Source organism: Cardiobacterium hominis (genome assembly GCF_900637305.1).
Lineage (GTDB): Bacteria > Pseudomonadota > Gammaproteobacteria > Cardiobacteriales > Cardiobacteriaceae > Cardiobacterium > Cardiobacterium hominis.
Window position 1 is genome coordinate 2,246,449 of the sequence record NZ_LR134365.1, and the last position, 19,432, is coordinate 2,265,880.

Annotated in this window: 14 protein-coding genes; 5 read left to right on the forward strand and 9 right to left on the reverse strand. The window is 58.3% G+C overall.

Translation table 11 applies throughout. The features are described 5' to 3' along the window. Window positions 1-64 precede the first annotated feature (64 nt). From EL199_RS10935 to EL199_RS10945, 3 genes are all read left to right on the forward strand, one after another. Window positions 65-634, forward strand: coding sequence for a PAS domain-containing protein (locus EL199_RS10935; RefSeq protein WP_004141369.1), 570 nt, complete (start codon window positions 65-67; stop codon window positions 632-634). A 53-nt stretch (window positions 635-687) separates the two neighbouring features. Continuing rightward, window positions 688-1,551, forward strand: coding sequence for an HlyC/CorC family transporter (locus EL199_RS10940; protein ID WP_004141367.1), 864 nt, complete (start codon window positions 688-690; stop codon window positions 1,549-1,551). Between the two features lie 94 nt (window positions 1,552-1,645). Next, window positions 1,646-3,055: a tetratricopeptide repeat protein gene (locus EL199_RS10945; RefSeq protein WP_004141365.1), complete on the forward strand. Its 1,410-nt coding sequence runs from the start codon at window positions 1,646-1,648 to the stop codon at window positions 3,053-3,055. Window positions 3,056-3,295: 240 nt separating this feature from the next. Here the strand turns inward: EL199_RS10945 and EL199_RS10950 are convergent, their stop codons facing one another. Continuing rightward, window positions 3,296-4,168, reverse strand: a complete 873-nt coding sequence (locus tag EL199_RS10950; protein WP_004141363.1) for a DMT family transporter — start codon at window positions 4,166-4,168, stop codon at window positions 3,296-3,298. Between the two features lie 120 nt (window positions 4,169-4,288). Between EL199_RS10950 and EL199_RS10955 the strand changes: the two genes are divergently transcribed. Further along, window positions 4,289-4,963 carry an OmpA family protein gene (locus tag EL199_RS10955; RefSeq protein WP_040355690.1) on the forward strand — a complete coding sequence of 225 codons (675 nt, stop codon included), beginning with the start codon at window positions 4,289-4,291 and terminating at the stop codon, window positions 4,961-4,963. Between the two features lie 57 nt (window positions 4,964-5,020). Here the strand turns inward: EL199_RS10955 and EL199_RS10960 are convergent, their stop codons facing one another. Next, window positions 5,021-6,523: an amino acid permease gene (locus EL199_RS10960; protein WP_079540642.1), complete on the reverse strand. Its 1,503-nt coding sequence runs from the start codon at window positions 6,521-6,523 to the stop codon at window positions 5,021-5,023. Window positions 6,524-6,673: 150 nt separating this feature from the next. Continuing rightward, window positions 6,674-8,047, reverse strand: coding sequence for a bifunctional UDP-N-acetylglucosamine diphosphorylase/glucosamine-1-phosphate N-acetyltransferase GlmU (glmU, locus tag EL199_RS10965; RefSeq protein ID WP_004141357.1), 1,374 nt, complete (start codon window positions 8,045-8,047; stop codon window positions 6,674-6,676). A 172-nt stretch (window positions 8,048-8,219) separates the two neighbouring features. On the opposite strand from glmU, the gene EL199_RS10970 reads away from it, so the two are divergent. Beyond that, window positions 8,220-9,776, forward strand: a complete 1,557-nt coding sequence (locus EL199_RS10970; RefSeq protein WP_040355454.1) for a glycerol-3-phosphate dehydrogenase/oxidase — start codon at window positions 8,220-8,222, stop codon at window positions 9,774-9,776. A 457-nt stretch (window positions 9,777-10,233) separates the two neighbouring features. On the opposite strand, the gene EL199_RS10975 is transcribed toward EL199_RS10970, so the two are convergent. The 6 genes from EL199_RS10975 to EL199_RS11000 form a co-directional block, all read right to left on the reverse strand. Then, entirely contained in the window at window positions 10,234-10,737 is a 504-nt protein-coding gene (locus EL199_RS10975) for a MarR family winged helix-turn-helix transcriptional regulator (RefSeq protein ID WP_004141351.1), read from the reverse strand. 325 nt (window positions 10,738-11,062) lie between these two features. Next, complete coding sequence (locus tag EL199_RS10980) at window positions 11,063-12,262, reverse strand: glycerophosphodiester phosphodiesterase family protein (RefSeq protein WP_004141347.1); 1,200 nt, start codon at window positions 12,260-12,262, stop codon at window positions 11,063-11,065. 182 nt (window positions 12,263-12,444) lie between these two features. Beyond that, a complete protein-coding gene (gene glpT, locus EL199_RS10985; RefSeq protein ID WP_004141345.1) occupies window positions 12,445-13,908 on the reverse strand; it encodes a glycerol-3-phosphate transporter in 1,464 nt (487 codons plus the stop codon). 371 nt (window positions 13,909-14,279) lie between these two features. Then, window positions 14,280-15,443, reverse strand: coding sequence for a cytochrome-c peroxidase (locus tag EL199_RS10990; RefSeq protein ID WP_004141343.1), 1,164 nt, complete (start codon window positions 15,441-15,443; stop codon window positions 14,280-14,282). Window positions 15,444-15,745: 302 nt separating this feature from the next. After that, window positions 15,746-18,226 carry a molybdopterin guanine dinucleotide-containing S/N-oxide reductase gene (locus EL199_RS10995; protein ID WP_004141341.1) on the reverse strand — a complete coding sequence of 827 codons (2,481 nt, stop codon included), beginning with the start codon at window positions 18,224-18,226 and terminating at the stop codon, window positions 15,746-15,748. Beyond that, window positions 18,223-19,368, reverse strand: a complete 1,146-nt coding sequence (locus EL199_RS11000; RefSeq protein WP_040355452.1) for a NapC/NirT family cytochrome c — start codon at window positions 19,366-19,368, stop codon at window positions 18,223-18,225. Before EL199_RS11000 ends, EL199_RS10995 begins: the two co-directional genes overlap by 4 nt. Window positions 19,369-19,432 lie beyond the last annotated feature (64 nt).

Consider the following 19,432-nt stretch of genomic DNA (forward strand, 5'->3'; position numbering starts at 1 on the left):
ATATGAACAACCCGCAACCACCCGGCAACCCGCCCCTCCGGCAGACAGTTAAAAGGACAGAACGATGCACAGCCCACTCCCCAACATGGCCAAACCCAGCGGCAAATCCACCCGCCACGAAATGGAGTATTACGACGGACACCGCCGCATCGTCTATACCGTGGACGAAGGCTACAGCCAAAACGACGGCACCATCCTCATCTCGCGCACTGATGCCAACGGCATCATCACCCACGCCAACCGCGTATTCGTAGAAGTCAGCGGCTACAGCCAACGCGAACTCATCGGCGCGCCGCACTACATCATCCGCCACCCCGACATGCCCAAAGCCGCCTTCAAAGACCTGTGGGACACCATCCTCAAAGGCGAAGAATGGCACGGCTACGTGAAAAACCTGCGCAAAGACGGACGCTACTACTGGGTGTACGCCACCGCCGCGCCGATTATCAGCAACGGCATGTTCGTCGGCAGCACCTCGGTGCGGCGCAAAGTCGATGACCAAACCATCGCCCAATACGAAGCGCAATACCGCGAAATGCGCAAACACGAAGAACTCTTTGGCTTTGAACCCGAAGAAGAAAAAGCCGCGGCGGGCGTCGGCCTGCTCGGCAAACTGTTCGCCAAGAAAAAATAACCCGCCCCCGCAAAGCCATTACAATACCGGCTCCCTCCACATCCCCAACCACCATGAGCGAAGAACACCCAGAACCCAAGCCCTCGCTCCTTGGCCGCCTGACCGCGCTATGGAGCAACAACGAAGAACCTGACTTTCACGACGCCTTCCACGAACTCATCGCACAGGCGTGTACCAACGGCGACATCGGCGAAGAAACCGCGCAAATGCTCGAACGCCTCACCACCCTGGACGACACCCGCGTGCGCGACATCATGATCCCGCGCGGCCAAATCCTGCTCATCGAAGAAGACTGGAGCCTTGAACAAATCTTCAACGTCATCATCGAATCCGGCCACTCGCGCTACCCCGTCGTCGATGAAACCCACGAACAAATCCGTGGCATCCTCCTCTCCAAAGACCTGCTTCCCTACGCCTTCCGCCAACAACTGCCGAGAGACATCAGTACCCTCCTGCGTCCGGCGACCATCGTCCCCGAAAGCAAACCGCTGGACGCGATGCTGCGCGACTTCAAGACCAACCGCAACCACATGGCGCTCGTCATCGACGAATACGGCAACCTCTCCGGCCTTGTCACCATCGAAGACGTCATCGAAGAGATCGTCGGCGAAATCGATGACGAACACGACGAAATCGCCGACGCCCCCATCAGCGCCAACAGCGACGGCAGCTACCAGGTAAGCGCCCTCACCCCCATCCCCGCCTTCAATGAAGCCTTCGACATGGCGCTCTCCGATGAAGAAGCCGACACCATCGGCGGCTACATCCAGCACATCCTCGGCAAAATGCCGGAAATCGGCGAAACCGCCGCGCTTGGCGACTGGCAGGCAACCGTCAGCAAGGCCAACCAGCGCCAGCTCATCAGCCTGCACCTGCGTCCCCGCCCGACAGAACCGCCATCGGTGCCGGAAGACTGATTCTCCCGCCCCTCCCCGGCGGGGAGCGCATCAGGGCGGTTAAACGCTTGCGGCGTAACCGCCCGATTTTTTTACCACCACTACCCCAACCGCCATGAACGAAAACCTCAACAAACTCAAACGCGCCATCCGCTTTCTTTTCCGCCCCGGCAACGCGCTCTACTGGGGCATCCTCGCCGTCGTCCTCTGCCTGGAAGGCCTGGAAACCCTGAAACACCTCCACACCATGAAAGAAATCTTCCAGGCGCACGGCGTTGCCCTCGACTGCGACCTGAACGAAGTACGCTGCTTCACCGCGATGATGGAAACCTCCAAAGCCATTCCCGCCAACTACGGCATGATCGCGCTGAAAATCATCGCCGGCTTCCTCTTCCTCTGCAAAATGTTCGACGGCATCCTCCGCCTCTCCGAAGGCCTGGAAGACGAACCCGTGCCTTTCGCACCGGTCAGCCTCGTTCCCTTCCTCACCCCGCTCAAATACATCGCCGGCAGCATCCTGCTCGCGCTTGCCACCCTGCCGATCGCCTTCCTGTTTGGCCTGAAAAGCTGGCAACTCTGCCTCATCCTCATCAACAGCCTCTTCATGCCGGCGATGGTGATGAACCTCGTCGGCAACGACAGCATCCTCAGTATGATTAGCCCGCGCGCCTGGATCATCACCATCAACAACATGGGACTGAAAAACTACCTCGCCCTGCTCTTCTTCCCGTTCCTCGTTGCCTTCTCGCTAGCCTTCCTCCTCGGCATCCTGGCCGCCTTGGCGCGCAACGATGGCCTGATTATCATCGGCATGGAAATCGTCGCCGTCCTTGCCGCTGCCCTCGTCTATATGTACATCGGCTACTTCATGCGCGCCGACGTCCCGCAAGGACTGAGCGAAGCCGAACAGCGCGCCCTCTACGAAGCCGACACCTACCGCATGGACGACGACACCAAAAAACAATTCGCGCAAGACCTGCTCGCCGCCGACACCCTGCGCAACGAAGGCGGCTTCGACCAAATGGAAGCCCTGCTCCTGCCCTACGCCACGGCGCAGCACAACATCGCCCAATACTTCCCCGCCTACCGCCGCCTCTACGAACACTACAGCGTGCACCGCCGCCATGACGCGCTGCAAACCCTCGAACAGCGTCTGCTTGAAGCGGCCGCACAAGGCAACGAACGTTGCTACCTCCTCGTGCGCAAAGCGGTAGAAAACATGGCGCTGGACGACCCGGCGCGCCTGCCCGCCGACTGGATACAGCCGCTGGCGCGCATGGCGATTGAGCATAACGACTACGACATCGTTCTCGCGCTCACCCGCAACTTCGCCCAGCGCCACCCCGGCCACAAACACATCCTCGAAAACTACTACTGCGCCGCCCGCGCGCTGGACAAAAAAGGCCAACGCGACAAATCGCTGCACCTCCTGCAACAACTCATCGACCACTACCCCGACCACCCGAAAATCGCGCAAGTGCGCCGCAGCTACGAACTGCTGCAAAAACAGGCGGGACAACCCTAAACCAAAGGCCGGCAATGCCGGCCTTTCTCTTTAAGAACCCGTTTAGAATCATAGAGAAATCACTTTTTCTGCGACCCATGATAGTGAACAGAAGCGAGGCAAACCGCCGATATGCTCCCTCTCCCTGTGGGGGAGGGTTGGGGTGGGGGCAGCAAATGTGAAAAACCGGAATTTCGACTCATCAACAACATCACCCATCCCCTGCCCTTCCCGCTTTTACCCTCAGACTCCAAACAGGTTCTACCGCCTACCGCCCGCCGCTTGCGCGTTGATGCTGAGAATCCCCGCGCCGATGATGACGGCGATGCCTGCAATCTCCTGCCAACTTAGCGTCTCGCCGAAGCGGAAATGGCCAAAGAGGACGGAATAAACCACGGTGAGATAAGACATCGCGGCAATGGTGAATTTCTGCCCGACGGCGTAAGCGCGGGTGATGGCAATCTGCGCGGTGAGGCCGCTCGCGCCGATGCCGAGCAGATACGGCAGGGCGCGCAGCTCGATGCCGTGCCAGCCTTGATAAGTGGCAATCAGCGCGCTCATCAGGGTGCTGACCAGCGAAAAATAAAACACGATGCGCCAGGCGGGTTCGCCGGTGGCGCTCATTTCGCGCAGTTGCAGGTGGGCAAGCCCGGTCGCGGCGGCGCCGACGAGACCGCAGGACAGTCCCCACGCCTGGCCGCTGTTAAAACCGGGGCGCAGCAGGATGGCAACGCCAGAAAGACCAATTACCAGCACGGCGATTGTGCGGCGGGTGATGCGCTCGCGCAGCAGCAGGAAGGAAAAGAGCGCGATGAAAATGGCGGAGCTGTAGCCGAGGGTAACGGCGGTGGCCAGCGGCAGAATAGTCAGCGTATAGAACTGGATGAGGCTCGCGCTTGCGCCGGAGACACTGCGCACCACATGCGCGCGCAGCAATTGGGTGGAAAAACGCTGGCGGCGCAGCAGGGCGTAAGCGCCGAGGGCAAAGACGGCGGGCAGGTTGCGCCAGGTGGCGAGTTCGTTCGACTGGTAGGCGAACAGACGCGCGCTTTCTTTGGTAAGCACGCCCATCAGCGCGAAATTAAAAGTGGCGAACAGCGCCCAGAGGACGCCGCGGGCGGCAGGAGTGAGCATAGGTTTGACGGAAACGTTGGAAAAGCCCGGCATTATAGCGCTGCGCGTGAATGAGCTTTAATGAAGGGGTCGGCGGGAATCGCTATCATGCCGCGGTCGCAATCCAACGGAGAAAAAACCATGAAAAAAAGCAATCTTGGCCTTGTTGCAGGCCTGTCCGCGATGATGATCGCCGGCTGTGAGACCGCTGGCGGCGGTTTCGGCGGCATGGCGAACCAGTCCACCGCGATGGGTACTGCTATCGGCGCACTCGCCGGCGGCGTCGTCGGTCATCAAATTGACGACGACAAAGGCCGCTACATCGGCGCGGTCGCAGGTGCCTTGGCAGGGGCTGCCATCGGTAACTACATGGACCGCCAGCAGGAACAACTGCAACAACAAGTCGCCAACAGCGGCGTGCAGGTTCAGCGCGTCAACGAAAGCACCATCCAGCTCAACATCCAGAGCGAAGTGCTGTTTGACGTTGATAAAGCGGTCATCAAGCCGAACTTCTACCAACCGCTCGGCAGCATCGCGCAAACACTGCAACAATACCCGGAAACCGTCGTCCACGTATACGGCTTCACCGACGGCAGCGGCAGCCCGCAGCACAACCTGCAGCTGTCACAACGCCGTGCGCAGTCCGTCGCGCAATACCTCGCGCAACAGGGCATCAACTCGCAGCGCTTCGTCGTGCAAGGCTACGGCGAACAATACGCCAGCGCCGAGAACAACCCGCAAGACCGCCGCGTCGCCATCTACATCAAGGCGATCGACCAAGCCAACCCACAAGCCGCTTACACCCCGGTGTTCTGATTTCTCACCGCTTGCAAGAAAAAACCCGCCATCCGGCGGGTTTTTTGTGGGCGGTTTTTACTCCGCATCACGACGCAGGTCGATGTCCTGCAACGGGATTTTGTGCGTGCGGTAGCGCAGCTTGTGGTAGAGGTAGAAGGCGAGGAAGACCGGAATGCCCATATAGGTTACGGCGAGACGTTTCCAGTCGAGATCGCCTTTCAGCACCAGGTCGGTGTCCTGGCCGATGATGACCAGCACGCACAGGGTGAGCGCCAAGAGTGGGCCGAAGGGGAACCATTTGGCGCGGTAGCTCAGTTCACTTAACGAGCGGCCTTGTGCGATAAAGGCGCGGCGGAAGCGGTAATGGCTGACGGCGATGCCGAGCCAGGCGATAAAACCAGTCAAGCCAGAGGCGGCGATGATGTATTGGTCAAAAAGGTCTTTGCCGATTCCTTCGTTCAGTTGCAGCAAAAAGAGGGCGAAGATGACGGCGGCAGTGGCGGCAAGGGCAAGCAGAGGCACGCCGCTACTGCGGCTGGTGCGCGCAAATACCGGCCAGGCGAGGCCGTCTTTGCCCATGGCGTAGAGCATGCGCACCGAGGCGTACATGCCGGAGTTACCGGCGGAAAGTACCGAGCTCAAGATGACGGCGTTCATCACGGCAGCGGCAAAGGCAAAGCCGGCGCGCTCAAAAACGAGGGTAAAGGGCGATTTGGCGATGTTTTCCGCACCGGCACCGATGTCCGCGCCCAGCAGTTCTTCACTGGTGTGCGGTATGAGCAGGCCGATGACGAGGATGGCGAGGATGTAGAAGATGAGGATGCGCCAGAAGATTTGCTTGACCGCTTTCGGGATGCTTTTTTCCGGGTTTTCCGTTTCGCCGGCGGTCACGCCGATGAGTTCTGTCCCCTGGAAGGAGAAACCGGCGATGAGGAAGACGCCGAGGATGGTGAGGAAATGCCCGCCCGCGCCGTTGCCGAGGAAGGGGCCGTCGCCCGCGGTGAAGTTGCTGAAACCGACGTACGCGCCGCCCATGATGCCGAAGATGGTGAGCGTGCCGATGCAGAGGAAGATGATGACGGTGATGACTTTAATCAGCGCAAACCAGTATTCGGATTCGCCGTAGGCGCGCACGGAAAAGGCATTGAGCGCGCAGATGATGCCAAAGAAGGTGAGGCTCCAGCCCCAGGCGGGCATGAGCGCGCGCAATGGCTCCCAGTAGGTGATGACGACAGCAGCGATGGAGATATCGACCGCGACGGTGATAACCCAGTTAAACCAGTAGTTCCAGCCGAGGGCAAAGCCGAGCGAGGGGTCAACGTAGCGCGAGGCGTAGGTGGCAAATGAGCCGGAGGTGGGCAGCCAGGTCGCCATTTCGCCGAGCGAGGTCATGAGGAAGTACACCATCAGGCCGATGGCGGCATAGGCGACGAGCGCGCCGCCGGGACCCGCGCTGTGGATGGCGGTGCCGCTGGCCATGAAAAGGCCGGTGCCGATGCAGCCGCCGATGGCAATCATCGACAGGTGGCGGGTTTTCAGGTGGCGTTTCACCTGAGTACTGGGGGAGGGTGTTGTCATGGTGTCCTTCTTTGAAGTGGATGAAATTTACATACACCACGAGCGCTCAGGTGTATGTAAACGGGGTCGTGGAATGTCATTCGGATTCATGCGGGCGCGGATGCCCGAAGTCCCGCTGAACGGCGCCCTCCTCCTGTGGGGGAGGGGGGCTCAATGCCCTTTCTTCACCGGCCGTTGCCAGCCGCTGATGGTTTTCTGCTCGCTACGGGAGAGCGCCAGTTGCTCGTCCGGCACGTCGCGGGTGATGACCGAACCGGCGCCGATGGTCGCGCCATCGCCGATTCTCACCGGGGCAACCAGCGCGCTGTTGGAGCCGATAAAGACGCGGTCGCCGAGGATGGTCTGGTGTTTGTTGGCGCCGTCGTAGTTGCAGGTAATCGTCCCCGCGCCGATATTGACCGCGCTGCCGAGGGTGGCGTCGCCGATGTAGCTTAGATGATTGATTTTGCTGCCACGGCCGACGTGCGCCGCTTTGGTTTCGACGAAATTGCCGATGCGTACGCCTTCGGCGAGTACCGTTTTCGGCCGCAGTCGCGCGAATGGCCCGACCTGCGCGTTCGCGCCCACCTCGCAATGCTCCAGACGCGAATGGCTGTAGATGCGCGCGCCGCTGGCGATGGTGCAATTATCGAGCACGCAGCCGCTTTCAATATAGACGTTGTCGCCGAGGCGCACCGTGCCTTTCAACACAACATTCGCCTCAATCACCACATCGTGCCCGGCGCTGACCGTGCCATGCACATCAATGCGCGCCGGATCAATCAGGGTAACGCCCGCTGCCAGCAGCGCCTGCGCCTGCCGCTGCCGCCACACCGCTTCCGCCTGCGCCTGTTGCGCGCGGGTGTTGATGCCCAGCGTTTCTGCGGTGTCAGTGGCGGGGACGGTCACCACGCGCCAACCAGCGGCGACGTGCAGGGCGATGACATCCGTCAGATAAAACTCGCCGGCGGCATTGTCGTCCTGCAACTGCGGCAAATAGCGGGCGAGGTACTCGTTTTTCACCGCCATCATGCCGGTATTGATTTCGCGGATGGCGCGCTCAGCATCGCTCGCGTCCTTTTCCTCGACGATAGCGGTCATCTCGCCCGCCGCATCGCGCACGATGCGCCCATAGCCGAAGGGGTTATCAGCGACAGCAGTCAAAAGCGCGAAGCCATTGTGCCGCGCCGCATCGAGCAGACGTTGCAGCGTTTCCGCGCGCACCAGCGGCGTATCGCCATAAAGAATCAGCACCAGCTCGGCCTGGGCAATCTCATCCAGCGCCATGCGCACCGCGTGCCCGGTGCCGCGTTGCTCGGTCTGGGCAATCCAGCGCAACTGCGGCCAGGCGGGGGCAATGCAGGCGCGCAACTGCTCGCCCTGATGGCCGTAAATCACCGCGCTGCGCGTCGGCGCGAGCGTTTGCAGCGTCTCCAACAGATGCACAATCATCGCCTTGCCACCGACTGGCTGCAAAACCTTCGGCTGGGCGGAATGCATGCGTTTGCCTTGACCGGCGGCGAGAATGAGCGCGAGCGTTTTCATGTGAATTCCTTGTGGATGCGTTGAAGGGCGCTATTGTAGCGAAAGCGTCTTCATTGTGGCGTTTTAGCCGCCAATTTTTACTTTCTCCGTGATGAATGTGAATGTGAGTGTTAAAATGCACACAGCCCCAGTGATTTTCTGGTGATTTAACTGTTAAATGGAGACTGCTTTTATGAAAAGACAAGAGAATCTCGAACGCGCCAAAAGTTCAGAAACATGGGACGTCGTCGTCATCGGCGGCGGCGCGACCGGCCTTGGCATCGCGGTAGATGCCGCCACGCGCGGATTCTCGACCCTGCTGCTGGAACGCCGCGATTTCGCCAAAGGCACCTCCAGCCGCAGCACCAAACTCGTCCACGGTGGCGTGCGCTACCTCGCCCAAGGCTACGTGGACCTCGTGCGCGAAGCCCTGCGCGAACGCGGACGGCTCGCGAAAAACGCGCCGCACCTCTTCAAAAGCGAAGCCTTTATCATCCCTGGCGAAAAATGGTGGACGGCGCCTTACTACACCTTCGGCCTCTGGCTCTATGACCGCCTCGCCGGCAAACTCGGCATCGGCCACACCCGCTACCTCGGCAAGGGCGAAGCCAACAAACTGCTTCAAGGCGTCAAGCCGGAAAAACTGCGCAACGGCGTCTGCTACTACGACGGCCAGTTCGACGACTCCCGCCTCGCGGTAAACCTCGCACAAACCGCCATCGAACACGGCGCCGCCGTGGTGAACTACTGCGAAGTCATCGGTCTGGAAAAAAACGAAGCGGGCAAAATTTGCGGCGTCAAAATCCGCGACAACCTCGGCGGTGACGAATTTACGGCGAAAGCGCGCTGCGTCGTCAATGCGACCGGGGTGTTTGCCAACGAAATCAACAAAATGGACGACCCGAACGCGCTGGACGGCATCGTGCCGAGCCAGGGCGTACACATCGTCATCGACCGCAAATTCCTGCCGGGCGACTCCGCGCTGATGGTGCCGAAAACCTCTGACGGCCGCGTGCTGTTCGCCGTACCGTGGCACGACAAACTCGTCGTCGGCACCACCGACACCCTCGTCAAAGACGCCGAATACGAACCGCGCCCGCTGGAGCAGGAAGTCGAATTCATCCTGAACACCGCCAAAGACTACCTCGTCAAAGCGCCGACCCGCGCAGATATCCGCAGCGTCTTCGTCGGCCTGCGTCCGCTCGCCGCGCCCAAAGACAGCGGCAAAAGCACCAAAGAAGTCTCACGCAGCCACAAAGTGCACGTCACCCCGTCCGGCATGGTGGACATCATCGGCGGCAAATGGACGACCTACCGGCAAATGGCTGAAGACGCGGTTGATGCCGCTATCAAAGACAAAACCCTGCCGGAAAAACCCTGCCAGACCACCGAACTCAAAATCCACGGCCACGCACCCGCGGACATGAGCCACCACCTCGGCTACTACGGCAGCGACCGCCCGGCGATAGAAGCACTTGCCCAGGCAGACGCCAAAGCGGGCAGCAAAATCCACCCTGACCACCCCTTCCTCTACGCCGAAGCGCTATGGGCGGTGCGCGAAGAAATGGCACAGACGCTGGAAGACGTACTCGCCCGCCGCATCCGCCTGCTCTTCCTCGATGCCCGCGCCGCAGCCGAAGTAGCGGAAGACGTCGCGCGCTACATCGCCGCCGAGCTGGGCAAAGACGAAAACTGGGTACGCGAACAAACGGAAGACTTCCGCAAACTCTGCGCGCAGTATCACTTCTAAACCAACATGCCCTAAAAAAACCGCGCTTCGGCGCGGTTTTTTGCATCTGTAGTAATCAAGAAATTGGTGTCGTCTCTTATGACAATATTTCTAAAATATCCAACAACCCGTCTCATAAAAACGGTACACATTTGTATAGCAATCCTCCGAAAACCTCATATGGTGTTTCATTGCTAGGGGTCATAGAGTTCGCCTCGCGCACCATTGATACGAAACAATATTTCCACGACAGTGCACCGAGGCGCACCCTATGGTGTTGTTTTCGGCGGCGTACCTTGTCTGATGCTCTCGGTGTATCGCTATACAATACAGAGAAAAGAAACAACGCCTATCAATCTTAAGTTCACGCATTAGCATAATTATTATAAGCGACCTGTTTATAAACAATAAAATTCACAGCATCACTATAATAATTATCACGCCATACTATTTCCGTCATCGCAGAAAATAGCGACAATCACGATACATTAATATGATTGAGTATTTTCCCGAGTAGCTTGCGCAACTCGGCATATTCTTCTTCATTCAAAGCATGAATAAATTGGCGTTCAATTTCCAGATGCGTGGGCGCTACTTCCTTAAGCAACTCCAAGCCGGTAGATGTTAATTTTACCAACAGGCTCCGTCGGTCATTGGGATTGGGTGAGCGCTCAATAAGCCCTTTCTTTTCCAGTTGATCGATACGGTTAGTCAATCCTCCCGATGAAATCAGGATAAGGTCTTGCAGTTGTTTCGGCGTTAATTCCTGTTTTTTCTCGCGCGCCAATGCCGCCAGCACATCAAATTCTCCAACCGTCATTTGAAAACGGTCCAGATTTTTATCAACGCTACGCCCGACTATTGAACTTATTCTAACAATACGCCCAATAATTTCTGTTCCTGAGGTATCCAATTGTGGATCAAATTGATGCCACTGATTGATAATATATTGCACCAAGTCAGCGTGTTTTTTGTGAGTCATATAATTTAAAACTCTTCATTGGTAATGAGAAGAACAATATACACCAATTTTTCTGCAATTCAAATCTTACAAAAATATTTTTAGCGAGATATTTTATATATGAAATTCCACAAGGCGACATGAGGATTTCACACAAATATGGCCGTAAACACTCAACCATAAATGACCACATTATTTAAACAATCCATTGTAAATCAATAGAATTTAAAAAAGTGCAATTGTCATGCACGTTCTTTATGAGGAATCTTCCTCATCATAAACGAATGGGAAATAATGCAATAAAAAATCCCCGCGTGATGCGGGGATTTTTGGGGGAGGTTATCGCTTACAGCCCTTTGCAGTTGGCGTAGTAGGTGACGGTTGCCGGCCAGTCGCTGAAGATGCCGCTGATGCCGACGTCTTTGGCGAGCACGTCCAAGTATTTGTAGGTGTCGCCGTCTTTTTTCGCGTGGTTTTCGATACCAGTGAAGTACCAGCCGCCACCGCGGGCAAGCGGGCCGGAGCGTTCCAGCGTCCAGGTGATGAGTTTGAAGCCGTTGTCTTTCGCCGCTTTGGCGTAGTCAGATGGCACCAGTTTGCCGCCCTCGTCTTTCACCAGCATCGGCATCGCCGGCGAGAGGTAGTTCAGCCCGGCTTTTCGCCATTCCGGCATTTCTTTGATGCGCGGGGCGGTATCCAGGGTTTCATCGAGGAAGACGGCCTGTTTGGCGAATTCGCCGCCGTTTTTCAGCCAGTAGCGGATGACTTCCGGCTGGAAGGATTGCGGGTAAACGTCGCTGGCGGGGACGCCGGCGGCAGTGTAGTCGTCCAGCATTTTTTGCGCGTAGTCTTCGAGGGTGAAGCCGTCAAACGGCATCGGCACGACCGGCTCTTTCAGTTCCGGCGTCATTTTCACGCCGAGCTGTTTGAACAGCTCGATGCTTTCTTTGTGCGTCATCAGTTCGCCGTTTTGTGCGTAGAGGTTGGTGCGCCAGTCGGGCGTGCCGTTCATGTATTCCTCCACCGTGCGCGCTTCTTTGTTGCCGCCGTCCATTTTGCCTTTCAGGCTTTTGAATTCGGCAAGGGTGATGTCGGTGGTGCGGCATTCGACTTCGGCTTCTTTTACCAGTTTGCCGTCGGCATCGAATTCTGCCGGTTTGAACGGCACGCTGCATTTGGCGGCAAGCGGCGTGGCGAGGATGTTGGTGGTGTTGTGCAGGTCGTTTTGTGCGTGGCGGCAGACGAGTTCTTTGTCTTTGGTGAAGGCAACGTCGCATTCGAGGATGCCCGCACCTTCACGCGCGCCGGCGAGGTAGGAATCGCGGGTGTGTTCCGGGAACATCAGCGCCGCGCCCCGGTGGCCAATGGCAAATTCGGTTTTTTTCGGCGTTTGTTGCGCACAGGCGAGCAGCTCTTGTTTGAGGGCGCTGTCTTCGAGGTTGTCGATGAGGTAAAAGGGGCGGACACCGTAGGTCAGCGGCTGTTGCTCGGCGTGCGCGCTGGCAGCGAGGGCGGCAAGGATGGTGAGGGTCAGGGTGCGTTTCATGGGTTCTCCCGTGTGTGAATTTCACGGGTATTTTACGGGAATTTTTACGGTTCATGCGGTGAAAAATGTGTTTTATTCACCGTTTTTCACCGTGATTGCCGATTTACATACAGGGTAGCGACTATCGTGTATGTAAAAAAGGGAAGCCGCATGGCTTCCCTTTAAGCGTTGGCGCGTGGTGTTTATTTCACCAGGCGCTCCTGTTCAGGGATTTTCGCTTTGTGCTTGGCTTCTTCCAGCGTGGTAATCAGCAGCAGGATGACAGCGATGATGCTGCCAGCAATCATCACGTAGAAACCATAGTCCCAACCATAGCGCTCAGCGGTGCGGCCGATGACGTAGGAAGCAGCAACGGTACCGCCAAGGTAGCCGAAGAGGCCAGTGAAGCCCGCCGCAGTACCCGCGGCTTTTTTCGGCGCGAGTTCCAGCGCGTGCAGGCCGATGAGCATCACCGGGCCGTAGATAAGGAAACCGACGGTGGTCATCAGGACGAAGTCCATGAGTTGGTAGGGGTTTTTGTACCAGACAACACCTGCGTATTCGGCAACGATATTGCCTTGCGCATCGACCGGGGTCGCCGGGTTCATCCACAGGGCAACGACCGCAAGCGTGGTCAGTATCATGAAAATCACACCGGTGATACCGCGCTTGCCCTTGAAGATTTTGTCCGATACCCAGCCGCACAGCAAGGTGCCGGGAATGGCAGCGAGTTCGTAGATGGTGTAGGCAATCGCGGTACCTTTGAAGTCGAAGTGCTTGACTTCACTCAGATAAACTGGAGACCACTTCAGCACGCCGTAGCGGATGAGGTACACGAAAACGTTGGCAACGGCGATGTACCACAGCAGGCGGTTTTTCAGGACGTAGGTAACGAAGATTTCCTTGGTACTGAGGTTTTTCTCGGCGGTTTTTTCGTCGTAGTCATCGGGGTAGTCGTTTTTCCATTGCTCAATCGGCGGCAGGCCGCAGGATTGCGGGGTGTCTTTCATCGCGAACACGATGAACACGGCAGCGACCATCGCGGCAATGCCAGGGTAATACAGCGCTTGTTGCCAGATGTCTTTGTTGGTCGCCTCAACGCCGTGAGTGCGCGCCCAAATCATGCCTGCCAGCAGCACCAGCGCGCCGGGCGCCATGCCGCCGACGTTGTGCGCGCAGTTCCAGATGGAAACGATGGTGCCGCGTTCGCTTTTTGACCACCAATGCACCATGGTTTTACCACAGGGCGGCCAGCCCATACCTTGGAACCAGCCGTTGAGGAAAATCATGATGAAGGCGATGGTCACGCCGGAGGTTGCCCACGGCGCAAGCCCCATGATGGTCATGCACAGACCGGAGAGGAACAGGCCGCAAGGCAGGAAGTATTTGGGGTTGGCGCGGTCGGAGATGGACGCCATCAAAAATTTGGAAATACCATAGGCGAGGCCGGCAGCGGCGCCGACTTTACCCAAATCCTCTTTGTTGAAAAGACCGGCATCAATCAGGCCTTTTTGCGCGAGGTCAAAGTTGCCACGAGTAAAGTAATAGGCAGCATAGCCGAGGAAGATGCCAATGAATACCTGCCAGCGCAGGCGGCGATAGGTAGGATCAATTTTGTCGGCCGGAAGGCGAGGAATCTCCGGCGACGGTTTGAATATTCCAATCATGGGTGCTCCATTTTATTGAGTTACGATTTTTCGTGCGGCTCACCACAGCCATCCTCCGCACATTCCATAAAGTCTGTATGGAATGCACGGAAATAAGCAGCCATGTTGTGAATCCACATGCGAATTTTAGCCTATTCTCACAGAATATGTGAAGTTCTTTACTATTTCCGTGTGGAGTTTGTGTGGATTGTTGTGGGTAATGACTGTTTTTCAAACAGCATGAGTACGGCAGTTCAGTCAAACTATGTACGATAATTCAAGAAAATAGCAACAAACTGCTTTTCCCAACAAATGCCGTGAGGTCAGAATATAAAAAACGGGATATGTCCTGGTTCTCGTATGATTTATTAAATGTCGTGGCGATAGCGATACTATTGTTGATTCATGCCCGCTGGCGGCAATAGTGATTCGTAGCGGGCGTCAGTGAGTGTGCGCAGGAAGGCTTCCAGCGCGTCAAGGTCGGTATCTGTAAGTGGCGGCGCTTGCAGGCGGACGCTATCAACGGTTTCCGCGACTTCCGGCGCGTCCCAGTTTTTGCCGGTGGCGGGGTTGGTGCGCGCTTGGTTGTAGTGGTCAAAGAAGTGCAGTACGCCGCGCAGGTCGGGGATGACGCCGTTGTGCATGTAGGGCGCGGTGACAGCGATGTTGCGCAGGGTCGGGGTGCGGAATTTGCCATCCAGGCTGGCGTTGCCATCGGTGCGCGGGTTCGCCATCAGGCCGTGGTCGATGTAGTCGGCGGCGCGGCCTGCAAGGCGGATGAGTTCGGGATTGCGCGGCACGCCGATGTTGTAATAGTAGTAGTTGCTGAAGGGTTCTTCGGTGCTGCCCGGCGCTTTGCCGAGGTGGCAACTGGCGCAGTTGCTGCACGCGGGGTCGAAGAAGATTTGTCGCCCGCGTTCTTCCTGCGGGGTGAGCGTCGCTTGGCCTTGCAGGTAGCGGTCGTATTTGCTGTCGTAGCTGCGCAGCGCCGGGCTGCGTTCGTAAGCGGCGATGGTGTTTTGGAGTTCGCTAAAGGCGCGCGCCGTCTGGTAGCCGAGGCCGGGTTTGCCGACGGTGTTGAAGACGGCGCTGCCGTACAGGGCTTTGAGGTTGTAGGCGTACTGTGCGTTTTTTTCGAGGCGGGCGGTAACGGCTAATGCATCCGGCATGTTCATTTCGAAGCTGGTAAAGAGCGGGCCGGTGATTTGTTCTTCAAGGTCGCTCGCGCGGCCGTCCCAGAATTGACCACCGCGATAGAGGCCGCTGTCGGCGTCGTAGTGGAAGCGCGGGCTGTTAGCGGCGTAGGTAACGGGCGGAGCGTTGCGGATGCCGTAGTGCATGCCGCCGCTACCGAGCGACACCATGCCCTTGCCCGCGTTCTGCCGTGGGTCGGCGAAGGCATAAGCGGGCTGGTGGCAGGTGAAACAACCGATGTCCTGCGCTTGTGAGAGGCTGGGGTCAAAGAAGAAGAGTTGTCCCAATTCTTCCGGGGTGAGCAGGGTGGCGGCGGTCGCGCTGGTGGTGATGAGTGCGCTTGCCCAGAGGAGGCGGTTCATGTTGCGGCGGGGTTTTGGGATGTGGTGCGCCGCAGCGCACCTGGGTGTTTTTACGGGTTTCGCTGTTGGGCTAGGGGATGTTGACAATTGAGACGTCCCCCTCCCCTGCAGAGCGAAGCTCGCAGCGGGAGAGGGTCGGGGAGGGGGTGAGCAATCATTGATAAACCAAGATTCCTGTTTTTCAATCGATTGCTACCCTCTCCCCAATCCCTCTCCTAGAGGGACAAGCTTTGCTCGCGTAGCGAGAGAGGGACTCGTTCACCGGATTGTCAACGCTCTAGCTCCTCCATTCATGCAGCGGTTTATATTTCCGCCATTTTCGGCGGGGTGAAGGCGGTGAGCGTTGGCGCGTCGCCCATGTATTTTTCGACGTTCACGACTGCGGTGTAGCCGGTGTTGCCTTGGGCGAGGCGCGAGGTGCCGCGGTCGATGGCAAGGACGTTGCCGCAGCCGTTTTTGCAGAGCGCATTCGGGCTGCCGTCGGCGGGGTCGTACCACGCGCCTTCGTGCAGGGCGACGATGTTTTTTTTGATGCGCTCGCTGATGACGGCGCCTGCCAGTACTTGGCCGCGGCCGTTATAGACGCGCACGAGGTCACCGGTCTGGATGCCGCGCGCGGCGGCGTCTTCCGGGTGTATCCATAGTGGTTCACGGTCGGCGACGGCGTATTGTTCGCGTAGGCTGGTTTGGTTGAGTTGGGAGTGCAGGCGGTAGTGGCTGTGCGGGGTGACGAGTTGTAGCGGGTATTCGGCAGGCGCGTTGCCGAGGTATTCAACGGGTGGCAGCCAGCTCGCGTGCGGCAGGCAGTCGTCGTAGTGCATGGCTTCGATGGTTTTTGAGTAGAGTTCGATTTTGCCAGACGGGGTGCCGAGCGGGTTCAGAATGGGGTCTTCGCGGTAGTCGGCGTAGCGCACGTAGCGGTCGGCTTTGGGGTCACGCGGGTTTTCGTACACTTTGTTTTCTTCCCAGAATTGTTGGAAGAGCGGCATGGCGATGCGCTGTTGGCGCGCGCTTTGTTGGGCTTCGTCGTAGAAGCTTTTGAGCCATTGCATTTCGGTTTTGCCTTCGCTGTAGGCGGCGTCCACGCCGAAGCGTTTGGCGAGGTCGTGGAAGATGTCGTAGTCGTTTTTGGCTTCGCCCTGCGGTTCGACGAGTTTTTTCATCGGCACGATGTGCATGTTGGAGTAGTCGCCGGTCATGGTGAGGTCGTTGCGTTCGTAGCTGGTGGTCGCGGGCAGGACGATGTCGGCGTGTTTGGCGGTCGCGGTCCAGTAGGGTTCGTTGACGATGATGATTTCGGGTTTTTGCCAACCGGCGCGCAGGCGGTTCAGGTCTTGGTGGTGGTGGTAGGGGTTGCCACCGCACCACCAGATCATGCGGATGTGCGGGTAGTTGCGGGTTTGGCCGTTGTAGGCGTATTCGCCGCCGGGGTTGTGCAGGGCGTCGGCGATGCGTGCAACCGGGATGGCGAGTTTGCTCGCGCCGCTTTCGAGCCAGTCGGTGCCGCTGCCTGCCTGGGCGGGTGTGTTGCCGATGTTGGGCAGGATGCCTGAACGGCGAGTGGGCGCGCCGCCGTTGGAGTAGTGGTAGGAGAAGCCGAAACCGCCACCGGGCAGGCCGATTTGCCCGAGGATGGCGCAGAGGGTGACGATCATCCAGTGTACTTGTTCACCGTGATGCTGGCGCTGGATACCCCAGCCCGCCATGATCATGGTGCGGTTTTCGTGGAAGAGTCGCGCCAGCTCGCGGATTTTTTCGGCGGGTACGCCGGTGATGGGCGCCGCCCATTCGGGGGTTTTAGGCATGCCGTCTTTGTCGCCGAATACGTATGCGCGCACGGCGTCATAGCCGACGGTGTATTTTTTGAGGAATTCGGTGTCGTGCCGGTTCTGGCGGATGAGTTCGTGGCAGATGGCGAGCATGAGCGGCACGTCGCTGCTGGGGTTGGTCGGTATCCATTCGCAGCGGTCTTTGCCGAGGAAGTCGGCGGTTTCGGTCCAGGTGGGGTCGATATTGAGGACTTTGATGTCCGGGCGTTCTTTGAGTTTTTTGAGGTAGAGGCGGGCTTGGCCGTCCGAGGCTGACCAGGCGATTTGTGAGCTGTTGTAGAGGTTCATGCCCCAGAGGACGACGACTTTGCTTTCGTCGAGCACGACTTCCCAGCTGGTTTGTTGTTCGTAAACTTCGAGTGTTCCCAGGACGTGCGGCAGGATGACTTGCGCCGCGCCGGTCGAGTAGTCGCCAAGGTGGCCGACGTAGCCGCCCGCGAGGTTCAGGAAGCGCTGCATCAGGGTGTAGGCTTTGTGCAGCACGCCCGCCGAGCGCCAGCCGTAGGAGCCGGCGAAGATGCTTTGCGAGCCGTAGCTGGCGTAGATGCGGCGCAGTTGTTGTTCGATGATGTCGTAGGCGCGCTCCCAGCTGACGGGGACAAAGGCGTCGTCGCCGCGTTTGCCGTCGGGTTGGGTGATGTTGTCGAGGTTATCGAGGAATCCTTTACGGATCATCGGTTGTGTGATGCGGACTTTGTTATAGACCTGGTCGGCGACGACGGTTTGCAGCGGGTTGTCGCCGAGGTCTTCGATGGCGGGCGCGGATGATTGGATTTTGCCGTCTTTGACGACGACAGCGAGCGGCCCCCAGTGCGCGGCGGTGATGATGGTCTGCCCGTCTTTGACGGTTTCGGCGAAGACGCGCGCGCTGAAGGCGGGGGCGACGAGTACGCCGCCAATGGTTGCGCCGGTTTTGAGGAAGTTGCGGCGGCTGGTGCGGTATGTTGTGGTCATGGTTGGCCTCCCTTGACGTCTTTGGCGTGGTTTTGCAGATAGTAGGTGAGCATCAGTTTGCCCGCGTCGTCCATGGAGGTGCGGCTGACCATGCCGTTGACGATGGACGGCCATTGGTTCGCGGTGAAATGTCCGGCGGGGACGACGGCGTGGCAGCCGCCGCAGTAGGCGTTATTAAGCGCGTTGCCGTAATCCCAGAGCGGCTGCGCGTCGGCAAGCAGGTTGGCGTTTTCCACCCAGGCGGTGAGGGTGACGGGTCGCCACTGGCTGCCCGTCTCGGCATCAGTGCTGTATTCGCCGTTCTTCAGGCGGTCGATGGCGTCTTCGGCGACAATCGCGCTGATGATGCGCTTGCCGCTTTGCGCGTAGATGACCTGCGCCGCGCCTTCCTGCTGATAACCGCTGATGGTGACGGCGCGCATATTGCCGTCCGCGCCGGTCACCTGCATCGCGGCGGTCGGCAGAATATTGGCAATTTCCACCGCCTTGTCCTTGTCGGCATAAAGCGGCAGGCGCGCGACCGGATAAAGCGCCTTCGCATCCGTCGGGGTGTGTGCCGCGAGCTCGCTGAGGTGCTTGGCCGCTTCATTCGCGCCTTCAGTAAATTCCGGCGGGAAGTGGGCGATACCACGGTGGCAGTCGATACACGTCTCGCCGCTTTCGCGCGCCGCGCGGTGGCGTTCCGCCGCCTTCTCGCTTTGCGCAAACAAATCCATCGCGCCCGGCGTGTGGCATTGACGGCAAGTCGCCGAATCATCGGCCTTCATCCGCGCCCACACCTGTTTTGCCAACTCGCCGCGTTTCGCCTCGAAAGCGGCCTTGTCCGGCATCCCGCCGCGCATCTCGGCAACCACATCCTGCAGGCCGGTAGTTGCTTTCGTCCAGGCGTAGTTCCAATCGCTATCGTGCGGGATATGACAATCGGCGCAGCCCGCCTGAATACCGTACTTATTGGAAAAATGCTTGCTGCCCTGCCACTCCAGCTTCGGCTGCTCCATCGAATGACAGCTCACACAAAAGCCGGTGGTACTGGTCGCACGCAACGACCAATGCCCGCCATACAACGCGCCCGCACCGAGCAGAATGCCAACCACGAGGATTTTTAACCCCCGCCGTTTACCGGATACAGATTTCTGTGCCATTTTCTTGCCTCATATCAATTATTATCAATTTTCCCCAGTATAAAACGTGACATTCCTCAAGACA

Excerpts from the sequence above, each read along its gene's own strand:
- EL199_RS10935 (WP_004141369.1), top strand. The coding sequence starts at position 65 with ATGCACAGCCCACTCCCCAACATGGCCAAACCCAGCGGCAAATCCACC.
- EL199_RS10940 (WP_004141367.1), top strand. The coding sequence starts at position 688 with ATGAGCGAAGAACACCCAGAACCCAAGCCCTCGCTCCTTGGCCGCCTG.
- EL199_RS10945 (WP_004141365.1), top strand. The coding sequence starts at position 1,646 with ATGAACGAAAACCTCAACAAACTCAAACGCGCCATCCGCTTTCTTTTC.
- EL199_RS10950 (WP_004141363.1), bottom strand. The coding sequence starts at position 4,168 with ATGCTCACTCCTGCCGCCCGCGGCGTCCTCTGGGCGCTGTTCGCCACT.
- EL199_RS10955 (WP_040355690.1), top strand. The coding sequence starts at position 4,289 with ATGAAAAAAAGCAATCTTGGCCTTGTTGCAGGCCTGTCCGCGATGATG.
- EL199_RS10960 (WP_079540642.1), bottom strand. The coding sequence starts at position 6,523 with ATGACAACACCCTCCCCCAGTACTCAGGTGAAACGCCACCTGAAAACC.
- glmU (WP_004141357.1), bottom strand. The coding sequence starts at position 8,047 with ATGAAAACGCTCGCGCTCATTCTCGCCGCCGGTCAAGGCAAACGCATG.
- EL199_RS10970 (WP_040355454.1), top strand. The coding sequence starts at position 8,220 with ATGAAAAGACAAGAGAATCTCGAACGCGCCAAAAGTTCAGAAACATGG.
- EL199_RS10975 (WP_004141351.1), bottom strand. The coding sequence starts at position 10,737 with ATGACTCACAAAAAACACGCTGACTTGGTGCAATATATTATCAATCAG.
- EL199_RS10980 (WP_004141347.1), bottom strand. The coding sequence starts at position 12,262 with ATGAAACGCACCCTGACCCTCACCATCCTTGCCGCCCTCGCTGCCAGC.
- glpT (WP_004141345.1), bottom strand. The coding sequence starts at position 13,908 with ATGATTGGAATATTCAAACCGTCGCCGGAGATTCCTCGCCTTCCGGCC.
- EL199_RS10990 (WP_004141343.1), bottom strand. The coding sequence starts at position 15,443 with ATGAACCGCCTCCTCTGGGCAAGCGCACTCATCACCACCAGCGCGACC.
- EL199_RS10995 (WP_004141341.1), bottom strand. The coding sequence starts at position 18,226 with ATGACCACAACATACCGCACCAGCCGCCGCAACTTCCTCAAAACCGGC.
- EL199_RS11000 (WP_040355452.1), bottom strand. The coding sequence starts at position 19,368 with ATGGCACAGAAATCTGTATCCGGTAAACGGCGGGGGTTAAAAATCCTC.